At 68.8% G+C, this 23,253-nt stretch carries 16 protein-coding genes; all 16 read left to right on the forward strand.

What is annotated here, in order from left to right:
• Nucleotides 1-122 precede the first annotated feature (122 nt).
• Entirely contained in the window at nucleotides 123-638 is a 516-nt protein-coding gene (gene tssJ / locus CFB46_RS26215) for a type VI secretion system lipoprotein TssJ (RefSeq protein WP_027783050.1), read from the forward strand.
• The gene (tssK, locus tag CFB46_RS26220) at nucleotides 635-2,047 is read left to right on the forward strand and encodes a type VI secretion system baseplate subunit TssK (protein WP_089501760.1); all 1,413 of its coding nucleotides are present in this window, start codon (nucleotides 635-637) and stop codon (nucleotides 2,045-2,047) included. The genes tssJ and tssK overlap by 4 nt, the downstream gene beginning before the upstream one ends.
• A 14-nt stretch (nucleotides 2,048-2,061) precedes the next feature.
• Nucleotides 2,062-3,384 carry a DotU family type VI secretion system protein gene (locus CFB46_RS26225; protein ID WP_089501761.1) on the forward strand — a complete coding sequence of 441 codons (1,323 nt, stop codon included), beginning with the start codon at nucleotides 2,062-2,064 and terminating at the stop codon, nucleotides 3,382-3,384.
• Between the two features lies 1 nt (nucleotide 3,385).
• Nucleotides 3,386-7,012, forward strand: coding sequence for a type VI secretion system membrane subunit TssM (gene tssM / locus CFB46_RS26230; protein ID WP_089501762.1), 3,627 nt, complete (start codon nucleotides 3,386-3,388; stop codon nucleotides 7,010-7,012).
• Complete coding sequence (tagF, locus tag CFB46_RS26235) at nucleotides 6,994-7,689, forward strand: type VI secretion system-associated protein TagF (protein ID WP_089501763.1); 696 nt, start codon at nucleotides 6,994-6,996, stop codon at nucleotides 7,687-7,689. Before tssM ends, tagF begins: the two co-directional genes overlap by 19 nt.
• Before the next feature lie 60 nt (nucleotides 7,690-7,749).
• Nucleotides 7,750-9,756: a serine/threonine protein kinase gene (locus tag CFB46_RS26240; RefSeq protein WP_089501764.1), complete on the forward strand. Its 2,007-nt coding sequence runs from the start codon at nucleotides 7,750-7,752 to the stop codon at nucleotides 9,754-9,756.
• Nucleotides 9,743-10,873 carry a type VI secretion system protein TssA gene (gene tssA / locus CFB46_RS26245; RefSeq protein WP_089501765.1) on the forward strand — a complete coding sequence of 377 codons (1,131 nt, stop codon included), beginning with the start codon at nucleotides 9,743-9,745 and terminating at the stop codon, nucleotides 10,871-10,873. Before CFB46_RS26240 ends, tssA begins: the two co-directional genes overlap by 14 nt.
• Nucleotides 10,874-10,955: 82 nt before the next feature.
• Nucleotides 10,956-11,510: a type VI secretion system contractile sheath small subunit gene (gene tssB, locus CFB46_RS26250; RefSeq protein ID WP_089502362.1), complete on the forward strand. Its 555-nt coding sequence runs from the start codon at nucleotides 10,956-10,958 to the stop codon at nucleotides 11,508-11,510.
• On the forward strand, nucleotides 11,503-13,011 hold the full coding sequence (gene tssC / locus CFB46_RS26255) for a type VI secretion system contractile sheath large subunit (RefSeq protein WP_027783057.1): 1,509 nt from the start codon (nucleotides 11,503-11,505) through the stop codon (nucleotides 13,009-13,011). Before tssB ends, tssC begins: the two co-directional genes overlap by 8 nt.
• 47 nt (nucleotides 13,012-13,058) lie before the next feature.
• A complete protein-coding gene (locus CFB46_RS26260; RefSeq protein WP_027783058.1) occupies nucleotides 13,059-13,550 on the forward strand; it encodes an Hcp family type VI secretion system effector in 492 nt (163 codons plus the stop codon).
• A 16-nt stretch (nucleotides 13,551-13,566) separates the two neighbouring features.
• Nucleotides 13,567-14,115 (forward strand): type VI secretion system baseplate subunit TssE, encoded by a 549-nt coding sequence (tssE, locus tag CFB46_RS26265; RefSeq protein ID WP_089501766.1) that lies wholly within the window; start codon nucleotides 13,567-13,569, stop codon nucleotides 14,113-14,115.
• A gap of 4 nt (nucleotides 14,116-14,119) precedes the next feature.
• The gene (gene tssF, locus CFB46_RS26270; RefSeq protein WP_089501767.1) at nucleotides 14,120-15,991 is read left to right on the forward strand and encodes a type VI secretion system baseplate subunit TssF; all 1,872 of its coding nucleotides are present in this window, start codon (nucleotides 14,120-14,122) and stop codon (nucleotides 15,989-15,991) included.
• Nucleotides 15,988-17,091, forward strand: a complete 1,104-nt coding sequence (gene tssG / locus CFB46_RS26275) for a type VI secretion system baseplate subunit TssG (protein ID WP_143751666.1) — start codon at nucleotides 15,988-15,990, stop codon at nucleotides 17,089-17,091. The genes tssF and tssG overlap by 4 nt, the downstream gene beginning before the upstream one ends.
• Nucleotides 17,092-17,103: 12 nt before the next feature.
• Nucleotides 17,104-19,770: a type VI secretion system ATPase TssH gene (gene tssH / locus CFB46_RS26280; RefSeq protein ID WP_089501769.1), complete on the forward strand. Its 2,667-nt coding sequence runs from the start codon at nucleotides 17,104-17,106 to the stop codon at nucleotides 19,768-19,770.
• On the forward strand, nucleotides 19,767-21,971 hold the full coding sequence (gene tssI / locus CFB46_RS26285; protein ID WP_089501770.1) for a type VI secretion system tip protein TssI/VgrG: 2,205 nt from the start codon (nucleotides 19,767-19,769) through the stop codon (nucleotides 21,969-21,971). Before tssH ends, tssI begins: the two co-directional genes overlap by 4 nt.
• A 15-nt stretch (nucleotides 21,972-21,986) precedes the next feature.
• Nucleotides 21,987-23,252, forward strand: coding sequence for a hypothetical protein (locus tag CFB46_RS26290; RefSeq protein ID WP_089501771.1), 1,266 nt, complete (start codon nucleotides 21,987-21,989; stop codon nucleotides 23,250-23,252).
• Nucleotide 23,253: the final 1 nt, after the last annotated feature.

Below are 23,253 nucleotides of genomic sequence, written 5' to 3' on the forward strand. Positions count from 1 at the left end.
AATTTTAATGTAAGGACAAGCAAGGTACGCAATTACGGTCGATTAATTGTCCCTTTTTAATCCGATCATCCGGTTCAGTTCTCGAAAACCGGCGAATGGCTATTGGGTCGCGAGGGTGGAATATGCAATGGCGGTCGAGCAGTTTCATCGTATGGGGATGCGTGCTGCTGTTTCCGGGGTGTGGGGCGACGGAGCACGCCGCGGCGGTGCCGTATGCGATCACGGTGGACGTCGCGCCCGACGTCAACCCTGACATGAATCGCAAGCCATCGCCGATCGTGCTGAAGGTATTCCAGCTCCGTGCCGCGTCGGCGTTCGACAGCGCGGATTTCTTCTCGCTGCAGGACAAGCCCGAGAACGTGCTCGGCGCCGACCTGCTCGGCACCGACCGCGTGATCCTGCGGCCGGGCGACTCGCGCACGCTGCACTATCGCGGCAATGTCGAGGCCGGCGCGATCGGCGTGATCGCCGAATACCGCGTGCTCGAGAAGAACCGCTGGCGGTTGACGGTGCCGCTGCCGCGCGCGAAGCAGCTTAATCTCTACAAGTTCTGGCAGACGTCTCCGGGCGAGTTGAAGCTGTCGATCTCGGTCAGGAACGGCGGCATCGCACTGAACGACGCGCGGGGGCGCTCATGACCGAACCGACGATGTCCGCGACGCCGGTCGCGGCACTGCGCCAGCGCGTGGTGTGGACCGAGGGCATGTTTCTGCGGCCGCAGCATTTCCAGCAGCTCGAACGGCACTGGGAGCGCTACGTCGCGCTGCGCTGCCTGCCGCTGCAAGGCTTCTACTGGGGCTTCGACACGCTGGAAATCGATCGCGAGCAACTGGCGTTCGGCAAGGTCGCGCTGCGCACCGCGTCGGGCGTGATGCGCGACGGCACGCCGTTCGACCTGTCGCATCCCGACGATCTCCCTGCACCGCTCGACCTGCCGGCCGACGCGAAGGACCAGCTCGTCGTGCTCGCGCTGCCGCTGTGGCGCGGTGGCGGCGAGGAGGTGTCGTTCGGCGCAGGCGCCGGCGCCGCGAACGGCACAATCGTCGGAAATGCCGGAAACGGCAACGCGGACGTCGCACGCTACGTCGTGCGCGAATACGAAGTGGCCGACGCGAACGCGGTCGCGCTCGGCCCCGCGCTGCTGCAGACGGGGCGCCTGAACGTGCGGCTGATGCTCGAAGCCGAATTGACCGGCGACTGGCATGCGCTCGGCGTCGCGCGGATCGTCGAGCGGCGCACCGACGCGCGGCTGCTCGTCGACGACGGCTACATTCCGCCGCGGCTCGTCGCGCAGCGCGATGCCGTGTTGCTGGCCTATGCGCGCGAGCTGCACGGGTTGCTCACGCAGCGCAGCGAGGCGCTCGCGGAACGGCTGTCGGAGCCGGGGCGCGGCGGCGTGTCGGAAGTCGCGGATTTCCTGCTGCTGCAGTTGGTGAATCGCTATCTCGCGCTGACCTGGCATACGCAGCAGCATGTTTCGACGCACCCGGAAACGCTATTCTGCGACTGGCTGAAGCTCGCGTGCGACCTCAGCACGTTCACGGCGGCCGGCCGGCGTCCGCAGTCGCTGGCGGTTTACGTCCACGACGACCTGCGCACGAGCTTCGCGGAACTGATGACGGAACTGCGGCGGTCGTTGTCGACCGTGCTCGAACAGAATGCGATCCAGATCGAGCTGCGCGATGCGGGCAACGGCATCCGCGTCGCGACGCTCGCCGATCCAGTACTGCGCGACACGGCCGGCTTCGTGCTCGCGGTGCGCGCGGACGTGCCGGCCGACAGCCTGCGCACCCGCTTTCCCGCGCAGGCGAAGCTCGGGCCGGTCGAGCGGATCCGCGATCTCGTGCAGTTGCAGCTGCCGGGCATCACGATGCGCCAGTTGCCGGTCGCACCGCGGCAGATCCCGTATCACGCGGGTCATACGTACTTCGAGATCGACAAGGGCAGCGACCTGTGGAAGCAGCTGGCGCGCTCCGGCGGTCTCGCATTTCATTTCGCAGGCGAATTCCCGGGGCTCTCGATGGAGTTCTGGGCGATACGCGGGTGAGGGCGGGCATCGCGATGAATTCTTCCTCCGATTCGATCTCCGCCGGCGCCGGCGGATTCGTGCCGCCGAATCCGGGCGGCATGCATCCGGCCGCATCCGGCGCGCCCGGCATGGGACCGACGACCATGCAGCCGCAGCCGGGCCGCTGGGCCGCGAGCGGCACGAACCCGCTCGTCGCGGCCGCGAACCCGCTGCTCAATCTGGTGCCGCAGATCCGCTCGACCGTCCATCATCCGAATCCGGCATGGCTGCGCGAGCATCTCGTCGTCGAGATCCGGCAGTTCGAGGCGCGCGCGCAGGAGGCCGGCGTGCCGTCCGAAGCGATCATCGGTGCGCGCTACTGCCTGTGCACGGCGCTCGACGAGGCGGCCGCGCTGACGCCGTGGGGCGGCAGCGTGTGGTCGTCGCACAGCCTGCTCGTGTCGTTCCACAACGAGACGTGGGGCGGCGAGAAGTTCTTCCACCTGCTCGAACGCCTGTCGCAGCAGCCGCGCCAGCATCTCGACCTGCTCGAGCTGCTGTATTTCTGTCTCGCGCTGGGCTTCGAGGGCCGCTATCGCGTGCTCGACAACGGCCACGCGCAGCTCGATGCGTTGCGCCGGCAGCTCGCACAGACGATCCGCTCGGTGCGCGGCGAATTCGAACCCGCGCTGTCGCCGCACTGGCGCGACGTCGTCACGCGCGACGTCGCGCGCCGTTTCGTCGTGCCGCTGTGGGTGTGCGTCGCGCTCGCGCTGCTGATCGGCTTCGGCGTGTTCGTCGGGCTGCGCATCGCGCTCGCCGGGCATTCGGATCGACTGTTCGCGTCGATCGACGCGCTGCACGTGCCGAAGCTGCAGCCCGCGCAGGCGCCGCCGCGCCCGGCGCCCGCGCCGCGCATCGCGAAATTCCTGGCACCCGAAATCGCGGCCGGCCTCGTGTCGGTGCGCGACGCCGCCGATCGCAGCGTGATCGTGCTGCGCGGCGACGGGCTGTTCAAGTCCGGCTCGACGTCGGTGATAGACCGCTACGCGCCGGTGCTCGCGCGGGTCGCCGATGCGCTGAACAAGGTGCCGGGCAACGTGCGCGTGACCGGCTATACCGACGACACGCCGGTGCATACGGCGCGCTTCGCGTCGAACTGGGATTTGTCGCGCGAACGCGCGGAAGCCGTGCGCAGCATGATCGCCGCGCGGCTCGACCGTCCGGAGCGGCTCGCGGCGGAAGGGCGCGGCACGCTCGACCCGGTCGCGCCGAACGATTCGCCCGCGAACCGCGCGCTGAACCGGCGCGTCGAGATCACGCTGCTGCCAGCGCCCGGCAGCGCCGCCGTCGGCGCGACGCAAGGGGCCAACTGACATGAACCAGGCTGTCGCGCGTTTCGTCCGGCCGTTGCCGTCTCGGGAGATCTGGACCTTCGCCGGTCTCGTCGTGCTCGCGTGCTTCGTGTGGCTCGCGGGCCCGCTGTTCGCGTTCGCCGAGGTCCGGCCGCTCGAAAGCGGCTGGGCGCGCGGGCTGACGATCGCGGTGCTGTTCGTCGCGTGGGGCGCGCGGGTCGCGTGGCGAAGCTGGCGCGCCAGCCGCCTCAACGCACAACTGCTGAACCAGCTTCGCGAAGCCGCGCCGGGGCCGGCCACCGCCGGCGATCCGGCGAAGGCGCAGCTCGACGAGTTGCGCAGCCGCTTCGACGAAGCCGCGACGTTGCTGAAGAAAGTTCGCTTCGGGCAGGCCGACACCGTGCGCAAGGGCCTGCCGCGCTGGTTCGACCGGATGTCGCGCCAGTATCTGTATCAGTTGCCGTGGTACGTGTTCATCGGGGCGCCGGGGTCGGGCAAGACGACCGCGCTCATGAATTCCGGGCTCAGCTTTCCGCTCGCCGAGCAGTTCGGCCGCGCGGCGATTCGCGGCGTGGGCGGCACGCGCCATTGCGACTGGTGGTTCACGAACGACGCGGTGTTGATCGACACGGCCGGCCGCTATACGACCCACGAGGGCAACCGCGCGCTCGACGAGGCCGAGTGGAAGGGCTTCGTCGACCTGCTGAAGAAATACCGCACACGCCAGCCGCTGAACGGCGCGATGCTGACGATCAGCGTCGCCGACCTGCTCGGCGCGTCGGAAGCCGAACGCACGCAGCACGCGATGGTGCTGCGCAAGCGGCTGCTCGAACTGCGCGCGCAGCTCGGCATCCGTTTTCCCGTGTATCTGCTCGTGACGAAAGCCGACCTGCTCGCGGGCTTCGCCGAGTATTTCGGCGCCTACGGCCGCGCGGAATGCGCGCAGGTGTGGGGCTTCACGTTCCCGCTCGCGCAGAGCGAGGCGCCGGGCTTCGACCTGCGTGCAGCATTCGACCGCGAATACCGGCTGCTGCATCAGCGGCTGAACGACGGGCTGCCCGAGCTGCTCGCCGCGCAGACCGACGCGCGCCAGCGCGAAATGACGTACCTGCTGCCGCAGCAGATCGCCGACCTGCAGGACATGCTCGGCCAGTTCGTCGCCGAAGTGTTTTCCGTATCGAGCTTCGAGCCGATGCCGATGCTGCGCGGCATCTACCTGACGAGCGGCACGCAGGAAGGCACCGCGTTCGATCGCGTAATGAGCGGCATCAAGCGCTTCCTGAAGATCGAGGGCGTGCCTCCGGTCGCGCAGGTCGGCTCGACCGGGCGCAGCTTCTTCCTGAAGGCGCTGCTGCAGGAGCACATCTTCCGCGAATCGGCGCTCGCCGGCAGCGACCTGCGCTGGCATCAGAAGCGGCGCGTACTGCAGATCGCCGGCTACGTGCTGCTCGCGCTGGTGTGCGTGGCCGTGCTGGTCGCGTGGCTGCGCAGTTATTCGAACAACCGCGCGTATCTCGACCAGATCGCCGCGCGCGTGCCGGCTGTCGATGCGCAGATCGCCGGCGCGAAGTTCTCCGACGCGTCCGACATCGCCCGGCTGCTGCCCGTGCTCGACGCGCTCGGCAGCCTCGCGAATGCGGGCGGCGTCGACCTGTCGCATCCGCCGCTCGCGTATCGGTGGGGGCTGTTCCAGGGCGAGAAGATCGACGAGGCCGTCGACGCCGTGTACCGGCGCGCGCTCGACGACGTGCTGCTGCCGATCGCCGCGAGCCGGATGGAGGCCGCGCTGCGCGACGCGCGGCCCGACGAAACCGAATACGCGTATGCGGCGCTGAAGGCGTACCTGATGCTGTACGACAGCGCGCACTACGATCCGGCGTTCGTGCAGGCCGTCGTCGATCTGGAAATGGAGCGCTCGCTGCCGCCCGATTTCTCGCCGGCCGAACGATCCGCGCTGCGCGCGCATCTCGCCGCGCTGTTCGGCAACCGCGTCGCGGTGTCGCCGTATCCGATGAACGAGCGGCTCGTGGCCGACGTGCGCGACCGGCTGCGGCAGGTGCCGTTCTCGCAGCGGCTGTACCGGCAGCTCACGCGTACGCTGCGGCCGGCGACGTCGGCGTTCGACTTCAGCGTCGCGCGCGCGGTCGGCCCCGATGCGTCGCTGGTGTTCCGCCGCCAGAGCGGCAAGCCGCTGGCGGAAGGCGTGCCGGGCCTCTATACGCGCAACGGCTATCGCAACGTGTTCGCGCCGCGCCTGGGCGGCGAGGTCGAGGCGTACGGGCGCGAGGAAGTGTGGGTGCTGAATCTCGGGCTGTCCGAGATCCCCGGGCCGAACGACGCGGCCGCGTGGGCGCGCGACATCCGCCAGCTCTACCTGAACGACTACCTGAAGATCTGGGACGACTATCTCGCGGACATCAAGCTGCAGCGCACGGCGACGCTCGCGCAGAGCATCCAGGTCGCGCGCGCGCTGTCGTCGGCCGATTCGCCGCTCACCCGGCTGATGGTCGCGCTCGCGCGCGACACGGCGCTCGGCGATGCGCCCGGCGGGGCGCGCAATCTCGCGTCGCGCGCGCAGGACAAGGTCGACGAGGCGCGCAGTTCGCTGTCGCAGATCTTCGCGGGCCAGGCCAGCGAAGCGAACCCGTCCGCGGCGGCGCCCGCGAGCCCCGAGCAGGTGGTCGACAGCCACTTCGCCGGGTTGCGCGTGTTCGCGCCGGGCAGCGGCGACCAGGCCCAGGCGTTCGACGCGGTGCTGAAGTCGATCGACGCGCTGTATACCTACCTGACGGCCACCGACGACGCGCTGCGCAGCGGCGCGCAACCGCCGCCGTCCGACGCGCCCGCGCGGCTGCGCGCGCAGGCCGGCCGCCTGCCGACGCCGTTCCGCGAAGTGCTCGACGACCTGTCGAACGTCGCGAACGGCAGCGTCGCGACCGTCGAGCAGCGTAGCGTCGCGCTGCGGGCCGGTGCGAACGTCGGCGACTTCTGCCGGCAGGCGATCGCGGGCCGCTATCCGTTCGCGCGAGGCTCGTCGCGCGACGTCGCGCCGGCGGACTTCGCGCAGATGTTCGCCCCGGGCGGGCTGATGGACGATTTCTTCCAGAAGAACCTGCAGTCGATCGTCGATACGACGTCGCACCCGTGGCGTTTCGCGAACCGCAATGCGGACGCCGATGCGTCGGCGGCCGCGATGCTCGCGTCGTTCGAGAAGGCCGCGGTGATCCGCGACGCCTATTTCAGCGGCGGGGCGCGCACCGCGCAGCTGAAGGTGCAGATCCAGCCGCTCGAAATGGACCCGTCGATCACCGAGATGGTGCTGGACGTCGACGGGCAGATCGTCCGCTACGCGCATGGCCCGCTCGTGCAGAGCGCGGTGGACTGGCCGGGCCCGCGCGGCAGCAACCAGGTGCGGCTGCAGGTGTCGGCGCAGGCCGGCGCGACCGACGGTTTCTCGACCGACGGGCCGTGGGCGCTGCACCGGCTGTTCGACCGCGCGGCCGTGTCGGCCGGGCGCGGCTCCGACCAGATGATTGCGCGCTTCACGGTCGACGGCAAACCGATCGTGCTGCAGGTGAATGCGGGCAGTGTCCGCAACCCATTCCGGCTGCCCCAGATGGAGTCCTTTACATGCCCTCCGAAGCCATGAGCCCGACATCGCCGCTCGCGCGCGCCGACGGCGACGCGCCGGCCTGGTACGGGAAGATTCCCGGCGCCGGCGACTTCGTGAACAGCCGGCTGCCGCATGCGCTCGCGCTCTGGTGGGAACGCTGGCTCCAGCAAGGGATGGCCGCGATGCGCCAGCGCGGCGCGAACGAGATCGAGCGCCACTACACGGTCGCGCCGGTCTGGAATTTCCTGATCCCGGCGGGCGCCGGCGCGTCGTGCGTGCAGCCGGGCTGCCTCGCGCCGAGCTGCGACCGCGTGGGGCGCTACTACCCGGTGATCGTCACGCTGCCGATGCGCGCGGCCGATTACTGGAACGGGCTGCCGGACGCCGCCGATGCGTTCTACTGGCAGGTCGGCCATGCGCTGCTCGACGCGATCCGCCATGCGCGCGCGCCGGGCGATCTCGAGCGGACGCTCGAACGCGTGCGGCTCGCGCCCGGCAACGGCAGGCGCGCTGAAATCATCGATGCGGCGCCTGGGACGCTGCCGGAGCGGCCGGCGCTCGCCGCGTGGCCGGGGCTGTCCGGCTATTTCGATCCGCACGGCGGCACCAGCTTCTGGTGGACCAACCGCGCCGACGGATCACCGCTGCGCACGCATGCCCATACGGGCACGCCCGACAACGCGCTGTTCCTGACGCTGTTCGGCGGCGGCTAGCCACCGGCTGACGGTCGGCGGGCGCGGCGGGCAGACGGGATGCGGTTTCGAGAGGTGGACATGAAGGACCCTGGATCGAGAGACAACGAGTACGACACGGCGACCCGCGGCGACGCATCCGAATTCGCGGTGCGGCCGCTGCCGCTCGGCCACCGCCTGGGCGAACTGCAGCTCGACGAGGTGCTGGGAATCGGCGGTTTCGGGATCGTCTATCGCGCGTTCGACCGCACGTTGCGGCGCGCCGTCGCGATCAAAGAGTACATGCCGTCGATGCTCGCGACGCGCGGCGGCGACTACACCGTATCGCTGCGGTCCGAGCGGTTCGCGCAGGCGTTCGACGCGGGACGCGGCGCGTTCCTCAACGAGGCGCGCCTGCTCGCGCAATTCGATCATCCGGGGCTCGTCAAGGTCCTGCACTTCTGGGAAAGCCACGGCACCGCGTACATGGTGATGCCGTTCTACGAAGGGCGCACGCTCAAGCAACTGCTCGACGGCGGCATGCGGATCAGCGAGACGCAGTTGCGCAACATCGTCGCCGCGCTGCTGGGTGCGCTCGACACGCTGCATCGCGCGCAATGCTTCCATCGCGACGTCGCGCTCGACAACGTGCTGATCCGCCCGAACGGCAGCGCGATCCTGCTCGATTTCGGCGCGGCGCGCAAACGGATCGGCGATCTCGTCGACGACGGCGCGATGATGATCAAGCCCGGCTACGCGCCGATCGAGCAGTACACCGACGATCCCGCGTTCAGCCAGGGGCCGTGGACGGATCTCTATGCGCTCGGTGCGGTGATGCACGCGATGATCACCGGCGAATTGCCGCCCGCGGCCGTGGTGCGCAGCATCAAGGACACGTACCGGCCGCTCGTATCGCGCGAATTGCCGGCCGGCGAGGTGTACAGCCCGGCATTCCTCGCGGCGGTCGATCATGCGCTGCAGTTGCGGATTCCGGATCGGCCGGAGTCGGTCGTGACGTTCGCGGCGGAGCTCGGGTTGCGGGACTTCGACCGGGCGGGCGCAGGGTATGGCGCGGCGGTCGTGCCGCCGGCCGTCGATGCGGACAGGGGCGGGGAAGAGAAGGGCGCGGCTTCTGCTGCGTCCGGTACCGCGTCGGCTGCTGCCGCGGCCTCGATCAGCGCGCCGCCGCCCGCGCGCGCGGGCGAGGTGTCGGCACCGCCGGATTCGCCGGCTGCTTCGTCGCAGGCGACCGACAGCAAGCCGGAGCCCGGCGCATCGTCCGCATCGGCATCGGCATCGTCTTCAGGCGGCGCATTCGCGCCGACCGGCCCCCAACGCGGCCCGGCACCCGCCGCATCACGCAACCGCCGCATCCCCGTCTACGCCGGAGCCGCGCTCGTCGCGCTGATCGCCGTCGGCCTCGCCGCGACCTATCTGTCGCGTCCCGCTCGCGTCGCCGACGAGGCCCCGCCCGCCGCGAGCCAGCCACAGGCCGGCACATCATCACCAGCCAGCACGCCGGACGCCATGCTGGCCCAGCACGGACCGATGCCGACCGTCGTGCCGCCGTCGAGCCTGCCGGCCGGATCGTCGGCGCAGGTTCCGCCGCCGCCCGTCGCCGCCGCGCCGGCCAGCGCGCCTGCCGTCGAGGCCGCCACCGCACCGCAGGTCGCGACCGCCGTCACGAACCCGGCCCCGTCGCAAGCCGGTTCCAGCGCCACCATCGCGCCCGCCGGCAGCCTCGACGCGTCGGAACGCGTCGTCAACGTGCCGCCGTCGGACGCTGCCGCGCCACCGATGACGCCGGCCCCTGCACCGAAGCCGCCGACGGAGGCCGAGACCGCCGTCGCCGCCGTCAACGTGCCGGCTGCCGAGCAACGTCCGCCGAAAACACAGGAAACCGTCCAGGTGCGTTTCAACGTGCGGCCATGGGGCGACGTCTACGTGAACGGCGCGCGGCGCGGCGCGAGCCCGCCGTTGCGCTCGGTGTCGTTGACGCCGGGTGTCTATCAGATCGAGATCCGCAACGGCTCGCTGCCGCCGTTGCGTCGCACCCTGGCGGTCGACTTCGGCAGCAAACCGATCAATATCGACTATGCATTCGAATGACGTCAGCCAGGCGGCCCTGGCCGCCGCCGCGCTTTCCGCGTCGCCGCCCGGCGTGCCGGCGGCGACGCCGCGTGCCGACTTGATCGGCCTGCTGCTCGCGGATCTCGCGCCCGATGCGTCGTGCGGCCCGAACCTCGAATACGACGCCGAGTTCCTGCAGTTGCAGGAGCGCGCGACGCCGCGCGCCGAGCAGCAGTACGGCGACACCGTGATCCCGGCCGAGGCGCCCGACTGGCGCGCGGTCGAGCGGCTCGCGCTGGCGCTGTCCGCGCGCACGAAGGACCTGCGCGTCGTCGCGACGCTCGCGCGCAGCTGGACCGAGCAGCACGGCATTCCCGGCTATGCAGACGCGCTCGTGGTCGTCGCGAACCTACTCGATCGCCGATGGGACGACCTGCATCCGCGGCTCGACGCGGACGGCGAACCGGACCCGACGCCGCGGATGAACGCGCTCGCCGACGTGGCCGGCGCACACGACTGCGCACGCGCGGCACGCCGCCAGCCGCTGTTCGACGGCGGCCCGAGCGTGCGCGATGCCGAACGGCTGCTCGATGGCCGCGGCGAAACCGGCGACCCCGTGACGGGCAGCCGCGAAAGCCTGATCGCCGCGCTGTCGGCCACGCGAGACGACGGCACGACGCCGCTCGACGCAGCGCGCGCCGCGTTGCACGCGCTGGACGCGATCCGTGCGTGCGTGACGGACCGGCTCGGCCGCGAATGGGCGCCCGATGCCGGCGATGCGGAGAAGGCGTTGCAGCGGATCGTGCGCGACGTGCCGCTGCCCGAGCCGCAACCGGGCGCACCGGGCGGCACGGTGCCCGCGCAACAGGCGTCGTCCGGCGACGCGTCGCAGGCCGGCGCCGCACCCGCCGCGCCGGCGGCCATGCCGAACGTCCATGCATGGCGCGACGCCGAGGTCACGAGCCGCGACGACGTGCGAATTGGCCTCGACAAGATGTGCCGCTATTTCGAGCTGCACGAGCCGAGCCATCCGGCGCCGCTGCTGCTGCGGCGCGCGCAGCGGCTGCTCGCGCTCGACTTCTACGAAATCATCCGAGATCTCGCTCCGGAGAGCCTGCCGAAGCTGGACCTGTTGAGCGGCGAGCGGAGCGAATGAAGCGAACGAAGCGAACGAAAGGGGCCGCCACGCGGGCGGCGACGACGTACAGCGCAATCTGATCGATGTGAAGGAGTGGACGATGACGGACAGAACCAAGGCGGCTGGCAGCGGACAGAAGTTCATCGCGCGCAATCGGGCGCCGCGCGTGCAGATCGAGTACGACGTCGAGACCTACGGCGCCGAGCGCAAGGTGCAGTTGCCGTTCGTGATGGGCGTGATCTCGGACCTGGCGGGCAAGCGGGCCGAGCCGCTGCCGGACCTGCCCGAGCGCAAGTTTCTCGAGATCGACGTCGACAACTTCGACGAGCGGATGAAGTCGGTCGCGCCGCGCGTCGCGTTCCAGGTGCCGAATACGCTGACCGGCGAAGGGATGCTCAACGTCGACATGACGTTCGAGCAGATCGACGATTTCTCGCCGGCCGCGATCGCGCGCAACGTCGACGCGCTGCGTCGGCTGCTGGAGGCGCGCACCGAGCTGTCGAACCTGCTGTCGTACATGGACGGCAAACACGGCGCCGAACAGCTGATCGAGCGCGCGATCAACGATCCCGACCTGCTGAAGACGCTCGTGCGCGAACCGCGCGAGCCCGCGCAGGGCGGCAACGCGACCCAACCGGAGGCCCGCGATGAATGACCCTGCCCAATCCCGCGCCGATGCGCGCGCCGCCGCGCAGCCCGAGATCGCACACGACGCGTTCGCCGCGCTGCTGCAGAAGGAATTCAAGCCGAAGACCGCCGAGGCGCGCGAGTCGGTCGAGCGGGCAGTGCGCACGCTCGCGCAGCAGGCGCTCGAGCATACGGTCGGGATGACGACCGACGCGTACGGCAGCGTCAAGCAGATCATCGCGGAGATCGACCGGAAGCTGTCCGAGCAAATCAACCAGATCCTGCATCACGACGAATTCCAGACGCTCGAAGGCGCGTGGCGCGGCCTGCATTACCTGGTCACGCACACCGAGACCGACGAGTTGCTGAAGATCAAGGCGCTGCCGGCGTCGCGCAACGAGGTCGCACGGATGCTGAAGCGCTACAAGGGCGTCGCGTGGGACCAGAGCCCGCTGTTCCGCAAGATCTACGAGGAGGAATACGGGCAGTTCGGCGGCGAGCCGTTCGGCTGCCTCGTCGGCGATTTTCACTTCAACCACAGCCCGCCCGACGTCGAGATGCTCGGCGAACTGTCGAAGATCGCGGCGGCCGCGCACGCGCCGTTCATCGCCGGCGCGTCGCCGGAGCTGATGCAGATGGATTCGTGGCAGGAGCTGTCGAACCCGCGCGACCTGACGAAGATCTTCCAGAACACCGAATACGCCGCGTGGCGCAGCCTGCGGCAGTCGGAGGATTCGCGCTACGTCGGCCTTGCGATGCCGCGCTTTCTGGCCCGGCTGCCGTACGGCGCGCGCACCAACCCGGTCGACGAATTCGACTTCGAGGAGGACACCGACGCCGCGAACCACGACCGCTATACGTGGGCGAATTCGGCCTATGCGATGGCTGCGAACATCAACCGTTCGTTCAAGCAGTACGGCTGGTGTTCGTCGATCCGCGGCGTCGAATCGGGCGGGGCGGTCGAAGGGCTGCCGAGCCACACGTTCCCGACCGACGACGGCGGCGTCGACCAGAAATGCCCGACCGAGATCGCGATCAGCGACCGCCGCGAGGCCGAGCTCGCGAAGAACGGCTTCATGCCGTTCGTGCACCGGAAGAACTCGGATTTCGCGGCATTCATCGGCGCGCAGTCGCTGTACCAGCCGGCCGAGTATCACGACCCCGACGCGACCGCGAACGCGCGGTTGTCCGGCCGCCTGCCGTACCTGTTCGCATGCTGCCGCTTCGCGCACTACCTGAAGTGCATCGTGCGCGACAAGATCGGCTCGTTCCGCGAACGCGACGACATGGAGCGCTGGCTGAACGACTGGATCATGAACTACGTCGACGGCGACCCCGTGAACTCGTCGCAGGAAACCAAGGCGCGCAAGCCGCTCGCGGCCGCGCAGGTGGTCGTCGAGGAGGTGGAGGACAACCCCGGCTACTACACGTCGAAATTCTTCCTGAGACCGCACTACCAGCTCGAAGGGCTCACCGTGTCGCTGCGGCTCATCTCGCGGCTGCCGACCGCGAAGGCGGCGAACGAGTGAGCGGCAACCGGCATTCAACCTGACATCGCACCGAAACGGAGACGGCAATGGGCGTGGCAATGTTTATGAAGGTGGACGGCGTGACCGGCGAATCGGCCGACGCGCAGCACAAGGGCTGGACCGATATCCAGTCGTTCACGTGGGGCGCAAGCCAGCCGGGCGCGATGGCGAGCGGCAGCGGCGGCAACGCGGGCAAGGCGAGCTTCAACGACCTCGTCGTCGCCGCGTACATGGACAAGGGCGCGCCCGCGATCATCAAGAACTGCGCGAACGGCAAGCACCTGTCGTCGGTCGAGATCTCGGCGTGCAAGACGGGCGGCACGCAGGTCGAGTTCATGCGCGTGACGCTGCAGGAAGTGCTCGTCACGGCCGCGCAGGTCGCGGGCGTCGATCCGGGCGACGCGGCCGACCGGCTGATGATGCACTACGGCTTCCAGGCCGCGAAGGTGAAGAAGCAGTACTGGCAGCAGAACGACAACGGCGGCAAGGGCGCCGAGGTGACGGTCGGCTGGAACATCAAGGAAAACAGCGAGATGTGACGGCGCGGAGACGACCATGGACGACCCGCAAACCCGCGACGGCCGGGAGGGCAACCTGCGCGACCGGCTGCAGCCCGCGCTGCTCGACCGGCTCACCGACGACGCGCCGCAGCGCGCGACCGAAGCGCACGGCGCGCAGTGGATCGGCACCGAGCGCCTGCGCGCGGCCGTGCTGCGCGATCTCGCTTGGCTGCTCAACACGCGCAACGCCGAGGACGGCTTCGTCGACTGGTCGGCGTTCGCGCACGCGCAGGCATCGGTGCTCAACTACGGCATGCGGCCGCTGGTCGGCAAGCCGATGTCAGGCGTCGAGCGGATGTCGGTCGAGGCGTCGATCCGCGATGCGATCGTCCGCTTCGAGCCGCGCATCGTGGCCGACAGCGTCGAAGTGCGCAGCGTGATCGACGCGCCCGGCGGCCGGGCCGGCGAACGGCGCCACAACGTGCTGCTGTTCGAGATCCGCGGCACGCTGTGGTCGATCCCGCATCCGCTCGAATTCGTGCTGCGCTCCGACCTCGATCTCGAGACGGGCGCGATGTCGCTTCAAGCCGCGACGGGGGCCTGACGCGATGGATACGCGCCTGCTCGACTACTACAACCGCGAACTCGCGTACCTGCGTGAACTCGGCGGCGAATTCGCGCAGCAGTTCCCGAAGGTCGCCGCGCGACTGCGGCTCACCGAATCGGGGCCACCCGACCCGTACGTCGAACGGTTGCTCGAGGGCTTCAGCTTCCTCACCGCGCGCGTGCAGCTGAAGATGGACGCCGAATTTCCGCGCTTCACGCAGGCACTGCTCGATGCCGTGTATCCCGGCTATGTCGCGCCGCTGCCGTCGATGGCGATCGTGCGGTTCGCGCCGATGATGAACGAAGGCAGCCTGGCGCAAGGCTGGCGGCTGCCGGCCGGCACCGCGTTGCGCGCGCGACCGGCCGCGTCCGAGCAGACCGCGTGCGAGTTCCGTACCGCGCACGACCTGACGCTGTGGCCGCTCGAACTGACCGATGCGGCCGTTACCGGCGCACCGTCGTGGCTGCCGCGTGGCTCCGTCGCGGCGCGGCAGGACGTGCGCGGCGCGCTGCGGATCCGGCTGAAGGCGCGCGGCGGCACCAAACTCTCGCAATTGCCGCTCGACCGGCTGACGTTCCATCTCGCCGGCCCCGAACGCGACGCGCTGCATCTGCTCGAACTGCTCGCCGCGCATACGCTCGGCGTCGTGTGTCACGACCCGGGGCAGCCGCCGCGCTGGCTGCATACGCTCGACGCCGACGCGATCGTCCACGAGGGCTTCGATCCGGCCCAGGCGATCCTGCCCGACGACGGCCGCAGCTTCCACGGCTACCGGCTGCTGCGCGAGTATTTCGCGTTTCCGGCGCGCTTCCTGTTCTTCAGCATCGGCGGGCTGCGCGCGGCGCTGGCACGCGCGACCGGCGACGAGTGCGAGCTGACCGTGCTGTTCGACCGCCACGATGCGGCGCTCGAAGCGGCCGTCGACGCGCGCCACCTCGCGCTGAACTGCACGCCGGCCGTGAACCTGTTCGCGCGCCGCGCCGACCGCATTCCGCTGCAGCCCGGCGCGCGCGAGCATCATGTCGTCGTCGACCGCAGCCGGCCGCTCGACTTCGAGGTCTATGCGGTGCAGCGGCTCGCGAGCGAGCAGCGCGACGACGGCCAGTCGCGCGAATTCCGGCCGTTTCACGCATCGTTCGCCGGCGACGACGGCAACTACGGCGCGTACTACACGGTGCGGCGCGAGCCGCGGCTGGTGTCCGCGCAGGCGCGCGCGAACGGCACGCGCACCGGCTACGTCGGCAGCGAGACCTACGTGTCGCTCGTCGACAGCCAGTGCGCGCCGTACGACGAGACGATGCGCTACCTGTCCGCCGATACGCTGTGCACGAACCGCGATCTCGTGCTGCTGCAGCCGCCCGGCGACGCGAATACGTTCACGCTGCGCGTATCGGCTCCGGTCGAGCGCATCGTCGCGATCCGCGGCCCGTCGCGGCCGCGCCCGCCGATCGCCGACGCGCAGACCGCGTGGCGGCTGATCCGCCACCTCGGGCTCGCTCGGCACACGCTGACCGATCTCGACGACGACGAGGGCGCGCATGCGCTGCGCGAACTGCTCGGCCTGCATGCCGACCCGGCCGACGCGGCGATGCGCCGGCAGATCGACGGCGTGCAGCGCGTCGCGTTCTCGCCCGTGTTCCGACGCCTGCCGGCGCTCGGGCCGCTGATGTTCGGGCGCGGCGTGCAGGTCGACGTGACCGTCGACGATCACGCGTTCTCCGGCGACAGCCCGTTCCTGCTCGGCGCGGTACTCGAACAGTTCTTCGCGCGTCATGTATCGATCAACGCATTCGCCGAATGCGTGCTGACCAGCGCGCAGCGCGGCACGCTCGCGCACTGGCCGGCGCGCATCGGCAGGCGGCCCGCGATATGAAACGCGACACGTCACCCGGCACTCGGCCGGCCGCCGAAACCGCGCGCCACGACGCGTGGTGGGCGCGGCTGCGTGCCGCGCCGCACGGCTACGACCTGTTCCAGGCGCTGCGCTGGCTCGATGCGCTGTCGCCCGGCCGCGCGCCGCTCGGCCATGCCGCGCGGCCGCGCGACGAGCCCGTGCGGCTCGGGCAGCAGCCGTCGCTCGCATTCGCGGCGTCGATGCTGGCCGACATTCATGACGACGGCGCCGCGCGGCCGCGCATCGCGATCCACGGTTTCGGGCTGTTCGGCCCGAACGGGCCGTTGCCGACGCACCTGACCGAATACGCGCACGAGCGCGCGGCCCAGCACGACGACCCGACGTTTGCCGCGTTCGCCGACCTGTTCCATCACCGGCTGATCCTGCTGTTCTACCGCGCATGGGCCGACGCGCAGCCGACGGTGAGCCTCGATCGCCCCGAGCGCGCACGGTTCGACGGCTATATCGCGAGCCTGGTCGGGCGGGCGGCGCATGGCGACAGGCCGGCCGCGCAGGCCGATGCGGAACGCACGTCCGCCGACATGCTCGCGCCGCATGCGCTTTATTGCCACGCGGGCCATCTCGTGCGGCACACGCGCAACCCGGAAGGACTCGTGCAGATCGTGCGCCGGTATTTCGGCATCGATGCGCGCATCGTCGAGCACGTGCCGCAATGGGTCGCGATCGAGCGCTCGCAGCGCTGCACGATCCGCGCGACGCGGCCGACCTTGCGCGTCGGCGCCGTCGCGCTCGGCGTGGCGGTGCGCGACGCGCAGTCGCGCTTCCGGATCGTGCTCGGCCCGCTGTCGCTCGACGCGTACCGCCGCTTCCTGCCGGGCGGGCCGCACGCGCGCCAGCTCGCGCAGTGGGTGCGCGAATACGTCGGCATCGAATTCGACTGGGACGTGCAGCTCGAACTGGCGGCCGATGCCGTGCCGGCGATCGCGCTCGGCGCGCCGCAGGGCATCGGCCGCACCGCCTGGCTTGGGCAGCGGCTCGAACCGGGGCCCGCGCGCGACCTCGTCGTCCGCTATGACGTGCGGCGCGGCGGCACGCCCCTTCATCGCGAAACCGCCTAAACGGGAGCCGTCATGTCCGATATCGGCCGCGTCAACCTGTTCGGAAAACTGAATCCGTTCCTCTACGAGACGCTCGAGCAGGCGACTGGATTCTGCCGGCTGCGCGGCAATCCGTACGTCGAGCTCGCGCACTGGTTCAAGCAGATCCTGCAGCGGCCCGACGGCGACCTGCAGCGCGTGCTGCGCCGCTTCGACATCGATGCGGCGGCCATCGAGCGCGGGCTCGTCGCGGCGCTCGACCGGCTGCCGCGCGGCGCCGGATCAGTGTCCGACCTGTCCGTGCACATCGACGACGCGGTCGAACGCGCATGGGTCTATGCGACGCTGAAATACGACGCGACACGCATTCGCGGCGCCGTGCTGCTGCTCGCGATCCTGAAGACGCCGCAGTTGCGCAACGTGCTGGTGGCGATCACGCGCGAATTCGAGCGCATCGTGCCCGACGTGCTCGCCGACGAACTCGAATCGATCGTCGATGGCTCGCCCGAGACGCAATCGGCGGCACAGGGTTCGCAGGCAGGCATCGGCGGCGACGCAGCCGCGCGAGGTACGCCCGCCGCCGACGGTTCGGCGCTCGCGCGCTTCGCCGTCGACCTGACCGCCCGCGCGCGGGCCGGCGAGATCGACGCCGTCGTCGGGCGCGATGCCGAGATCCGTCAGATCGTCGACATCCTGCTGCGGCGCCGTCAGAACAATCCGCTGCTGGTCGGCGAGGCCGGCGTTGGCAAGACCGCCGTCGCGGAAGGCTTCGCGCTACGGATCGCCGCCGGCGACGTGCCGCCTTCGCTGCGCGACGTCGCGCTGTACCTGCTCGACATCGGGTTGCTGCAGGCCGGTGCGAGCGTGAAGGGCGAGTTCGAGAGCCGGCTGCGCGGCGTGATCGACGAAGCGATGTCGTCCGAACGGCCGGCGATCCTGTTCATCGACGAAGTGCATACGCTCGTCGGCGCCGGCGGGGCGGCCGGCACCGGCGACGCCGCGAACCTGCTGAAGCCCGCGCTCGCGCGCGGCTTGCTGCGCACGATCGGCGCGACCACGTGGTCCGAGTACAAGCAGTACATCGAGAAGGATCCGGCGCTGACGCGGCGCTTTCAGCTCGTCCACGTGCACGAGCCGGAGGAAGCCGCCGCGCTGACCATGCTGCGCGGCCTCGCCGCGAAGCTCGAGGCTCACCACCGCGTGCTCGTGCTCGACGACGCGCTGCAGGCCGCCGTCACGCTATCGCACCGGTACATCCCCGCACGTCAGTTGCCGGACAAGGCGATCAGCCTGCTCGATACGGCCTGCGCGCGCGTCGCCGTCAGCCAGCACGCGGTGCCCGCGCCGATCGAGGACGCGCGCCGCCGCATCGACAGCCTGCGCGTCGAACAGGAGCGAATCGGGCGCGAGTGTGCGCTCGGCACCGGCGATGCCGAGCGGCGCGACGCGATCGATACCGACATTGCCGCCGCACAGACTGAACTCGACCGGCTCGATGCGCGCTGGCAAACCGAACGCGACGCGTTGACGACGATCGTCGACGCGCGTGCTTTATTGCTCGACGACGATCCGTCGCATGAGCTCGATGCGGACGCGCGCGCCGCCGCGCAGGCCCGTCTCGCTGCCGCGCAACAGGCGCTGGCCGATCTGCAGGGCGACGCGCCGCTCGTGCTGCCCGCCGTCGATACGCACGCGGTGGCGGCCGTCGTCGCCGACTGGACCGGCATTCCGCTCGGCCGGATGGTGCGCGATGAAACGCAGGCCGTGCTGAAGCTCGCCGATACGCTCGGCGAACGCGTCGTCGGCCAGCGGCATGCGGTCGAACTGATCGCCGAGCGGATCCAGACTGCACGCGCGAAGCTCGACGATCCGACCAAGCCGCACGGCGTGTTCCTGCTGTGCGGGCCGTCCGGCGTCGGCAAGACCGAGACCGCGCTCGCGCTCGCCGACACGCTGTACGGCGGCGAGCACAACGCGATCACGATCAACATGAGCGAGTTCCAGGAAGCGCATACCGTGTCGACGCTGAAGGGTGCGCCACCGGGCTATGTCGGCTACGGGCAGGGCGGTGTACTCACGGAGGCCGTGCGCCGCCGGCCGTACAGCGTCGTGCTGCTCGACGAGATCGAGAAGGCACATCGGGACGTGCACGAGATTTTCTTCCAGGTGTTCGACAAGGGCTGGATGGAGGACGGCGAGGGGCGCGACATCGATTTCCGGCATACCGTGATCCTGCTGACGTCGAACGTCGGCGCGGATCGCGTGATGCAGCTTTGCCGCGACCCCGAGCATCTGCCGGGCGTGCAGACGCTCGCCGATGCGTTGCGCGCGCCGCTGCTCGACGTGTTTCCGGCCGCGCTGCTCGGCCGGCTGACCGTCGTGCCGTATTACCCGCTCACCGACGCGACGCTCGCGCGGATCGTCGCGCTGCAACTGCGGCGGATCGAGAAGCGGATCGACGCGCATCACGGGATCCGGTTGCGCTGCACCGATGCGGCAACCGCGTTGATCGTCGAGCGCTGCCGGACGATCGAATCCGGCGGCCGCATGGTCGACGCGATCCTCACGCATACCGTGATGCCGCGCATCAGCCGCGCGATCCTCGAGGCCACGCTCGAAGGACGCACGCTGGCATCGATCAAGGTGAGCGCGGCCGATGGCGAATTCGTTTACCGGTTCGACGAGGAGGCCACGGCGTGAATCGCGTCTTCACACTCGACAGCCCGCACGGCGACGATTTGAAATTCCATACGCTCGACGGCAGCGAGGAACTCGGCCGGCTGTTCGAATTCCGGATCGAGGCGCTGGCCGACAGCCATAGCCTGTCGTTGAAGGACATGCTCGGCAAACCCGTGACAGTCCGGATCGAACAGCAGGACCTGTCGACGCGCTACCTGAACGGCATCGTCGCGCGCGCGTCGCTCGCCGGCCGGCGCGCCGAGCGGCATTACGGCTATGAGTTGATCGTACGCCCATGGCTGTGGCTCGCAACGCGCCGCTCCGACTGCCGGATCTTCCAGAACAAGACCGTGCCGGAGATCGTGCAGGAAGTGCTGTCGACGTATGGATTTCCGATCGAGAACAAGTTGACCGAATCGTATGTGCCGCGTCAGTACTGCGTGCAGTACAACGAAACCGATGCCGCGTTCGTATCGCGGCTGATGGAATTCGAGGGGATCTATTTTTATTTTCGGCACGCGACAGACAATCACACGCTCGTGCTGTGCGATGCGATGTCGTCGCATGTCGCGCTGCCCGGCTACGAGACGATTCCGTATATCCCGCGCGACCGCACCGCGATCGCCGACGAGGAACATATCGACGGCTGGCTGCCCGCGCAGGAGGTGAGCGTCGGCAAGCATCAGACCACCGACTACGACTATACGAAGCCGCGTGCCGATCTTTCGTCGCAGAAGGTCGATCCGCGCGGTCACGATCACGATAGCTTCGCGTCGTTCGAATGGCCGGGCGGCTATCGCGACGATGCGCCGGGTGCGCATTACAGCCGCGTGAGGCTCGAGGAACAGCAGGCCGAACATGAGCGGGCGAATGCCGATACCGATGTGCGTGGCGTGGCGCCCGGGTATCTGTTCACGCTGGAGCATTGCCCGCGCGCCGACCAGAACCGCGAGTACCTGATCGTGCGGTGTCAGTACCGGTTTCAGGAGAACGCTTATGCGAGCGATCAGGGCGCGGAGGCCGTCGTGCATCAGACGATGATGCTCGTGCAGCCGTCGAGTTTGCCTTATCGGTCACCGCGCGACACGCCGCGGCCGCGTACCAATGGGCCGCAGACGGCGACCGTCGTCGGGCCGCCGGGTGAGGAAATCTGGACCGATCAGTACGGACGCGTGAAGCTGCAGTTTCGGTGGGACCGGTACGGGCAGAGCAATCAGGATTCGTCGTGCTGGGTGCGGGTGTCGAGTCCTTGGGCCGGGGGTGGGTTCGGGGGCGTGCAGATTCCGCGCGTGGGCGACGAGGTGGTGGTCGATTTTCTGAATGGCGATCCAGACGAGCCGATCGTGACGGGGCGCGTTTATAACGGCGAGAAGATGCCGCCGTGGGGGCTGCCGGGGAGTGCGACGCAGAGCGGGATGCTGTCGCGGTCGTCACCGGGCGGGACGACCGAGCATGCGAATGCGTTCCGGTTCGAGGACAAGAAGGGCGCGGAACAGCTGTGGATGCATGCGGAACGGAATTTCGATGCGGAGACGGAGGCCGATCATTCGCTTTCTGTCGGGAACAACCATACGCATACGGTCGGGAACGATGAAACGATGCAGGTGAAGAACAACCGGCAACGGATTGTGGGGCAGAACGAGACGGTGAATATCGGGAAGAATCGGGTCGCGCAGATCGGGGCGGATGAGACGCATGGGGTGGGGGGGAATCGAACGCGAACGGTCGGAAAGAACGAAACCGTGACGGTCGCCGCGAATCGCGACGCGACCATTGGTGGAATACATACCGAGACGGTTGCGAAAGCCAAGACCGAAACGATCGGGGAAGGCAAGACGCTGAACGTCGGACAGATGTATCAGACGACGTCGCAAGACATGAAGACGCTGGTTGCGTCGGCGCATACCGAAGAGATCGGCACGCGTACGTCGACGATCGCGAACGCGCATACGCACACGGTCGGCGGCGAACACACCGTCAACGTCGGCGCGAACCACGCGATGAGCGTACAGCATCAGATGCTCGTCAATGCCGGCGATCAGCTTTCGCTCGTCTGCGGGATGTCGAGCATCGTGATGAAGAGCGACGGCACGATCACGATACAGGGCGTCAACGTCGCATCGACCGGCACGAACACCCACAGCGTGAACGGCAAGACGGTGACGTCGTCGGCGACCGCCGAGCATACGGTCGAAGGCGCCGTCCTGAAACTGAATCCGTGACGGAGGTCCGCACGAATGCAGAACTGGCAGCCGACCAATCCGGTGGAGCGCAGGTTCATGGATGCGCATACGGACTGGATGAGTTTCGCGCAGGAACGCGACGCACGATTGATGATCTGGCAGACCGACGAAACGGATGCGGAGCTCGTGCGTATGTATTTCCAGGTGCAGGATGAGACGTCGTGTGCGGTTCGGACGATGCGGGCATCGTTCGTCAATGAAGCGGGTTATGCGACGTCGCTGACCGACGAGCTTGTTGCGTTCTACGAGAGCCGGCGTGAGGGGTCCGAAGCTCAGGGTGTGCGGGCGGATTGGCAAGCGCCGTACGACGATGGCAAGAATCCCTTGCTGTATCTGTTCGCGGTTGCCGACAGCCTGATGCAACATCATCCGGACGTTTTCCCTGCGATGGTGTTCGTGCTCGAACCGGCAAAAGTGCGGGATGACGCGGCATGGGTGCAGTGGATGGATGGCTTGCTGTCGATCATTGCGGTCGCGCCGCAGCTCGCCGAGCGCGTGCGCTTTGTCGTGCCGCGTACTGATATCGCGCCGTTCGCAACGCTGATGCAACGGCATCGGGCTGCGGTGCGCGTCGTGCACGGCGAGTATTCGATGGCGAGCGTGCCGCGTGAACTTCTGGCGGAATCAGGCGAGCGCGGGCCGAGCGGGGAGTTTCGACGGCATTTCGTTATGCTGACCGAGATGATCGAAGGCAACAATCCTGCTCGGCTGGAGGAACTGCGTGCGGCGGCACTGAAGGTCGCGGAGCGCGAACAGTGGTTCGATCAATGCGTGGTGGTGCATCTGATCGCGGGGGCCGCGTATCTGAAATGGCGAGATCGGGAGAAGGCGATCGCGGCTTACCGGAGCGCCGCCAGCAGCGGTATGCGCGCGGTCGAGGCGGGGCATCCGGCGGGGCACAAGCTCGTTGCGAACGGGTTGTTCGGCGAGGCGAGCGTGCATTTGACGCACAAGGATTATGCGCATTCGGCGTATTGCTATGAGCGTGCAGCGGCATCGACCACGGCTGCGAAGGATGGGCTGATGACAGTCGAGGCCTGGCGCATGAGCGCCGTGTGCTGGGAACGGGCAGGGGAGCGAGAGCATGCGCTGGAGGCGGGGTTCAATGCGCTCGATGCAGGGTTGATGATCGACGAGTCAATACGGGCGAACAGTAATCTGCCGATGGTTGTCGAGTGGATGGTGTCGCAATTGGGTGTGCAGGACCGGCGGCGTAACGCGCTCAGCGAGAAGGTCGCTGCGTTGCGTAGTGGGCGTTGAG

The organism is Burkholderia sp. HI2761 (genome assembly GCF_002223355.1).
Classification (GTDB): Bacteria; Pseudomonadota; Gammaproteobacteria; order Burkholderiales; family Burkholderiaceae; genus Burkholderia.

Excerpts from the sequence above, each read along its gene's own strand:
- tssC (WP_027783057.1), top strand. The coding sequence starts at position 11,503 with ATGAATGACCCTGCCCAATCCCGCGCCGATGCGCGCGCCGCCGCGCAG.
- tssH (WP_089501769.1), top strand. The coding sequence starts at position 17,104 with ATGTCCGATATCGGCCGCGTCAACCTGTTCGGAAAACTGAATCCGTTC.
- tssB (WP_089502362.1), top strand. The coding sequence starts at position 10,956 with ATGACGGACAGAACCAAGGCGGCTGGCAGCGGACAGAAGTTCATCGCG.
- tssF (WP_089501767.1), top strand. The coding sequence starts at position 14,120 with ATGGATACGCGCCTGCTCGACTACTACAACCGCGAACTCGCGTACCTG.
- tssM (WP_089501762.1), top strand. The coding sequence starts at position 3,386 with ATGAACCAGGCTGTCGCGCGTTTCGTCCGGCCGTTGCCGTCTCGGGAG.
- tssE (WP_089501766.1), top strand. The coding sequence starts at position 13,567 with ATGGACGACCCGCAAACCCGCGACGGCCGGGAGGGCAACCTGCGCGAC.
- CFB46_RS26225 (WP_089501761.1), top strand. The coding sequence starts at position 2,062 with ATGAATTCTTCCTCCGATTCGATCTCCGCCGGCGCCGGCGGATTCGTG.
- tssJ (WP_027783050.1), top strand. The coding sequence starts at position 123 with ATGCAATGGCGGTCGAGCAGTTTCATCGTATGGGGATGCGTGCTGCTG.
- tagF (WP_089501763.1), top strand. The coding sequence starts at position 6,994 with ATGCCCTCCGAAGCCATGAGCCCGACATCGCCGCTCGCGCGCGCCGAC.
- CFB46_RS26290 (WP_089501771.1), top strand. The coding sequence starts at position 21,987 with ATGCAGAACTGGCAGCCGACCAATCCGGTGGAGCGCAGGTTCATGGAT.
- tssG (WP_143751666.1), top strand. The coding sequence starts at position 15,988 with ATGAAACGCGACACGTCACCCGGCACTCGGCCGGCCGCCGAAACCGCG.
- CFB46_RS26260 (WP_027783058.1), top strand. The coding sequence starts at position 13,059 with ATGGGCGTGGCAATGTTTATGAAGGTGGACGGCGTGACCGGCGAATCG.
- tssK (WP_089501760.1), top strand. The coding sequence starts at position 635 with ATGACCGAACCGACGATGTCCGCGACGCCGGTCGCGGCACTGCGCCAG.
- CFB46_RS26240 (WP_089501764.1), top strand. The coding sequence starts at position 7,750 with ATGAAGGACCCTGGATCGAGAGACAACGAGTACGACACGGCGACCCGC.
- tssA (WP_089501765.1), top strand. The coding sequence starts at position 9,743 with ATGCATTCGAATGACGTCAGCCAGGCGGCCCTGGCCGCCGCCGCGCTT.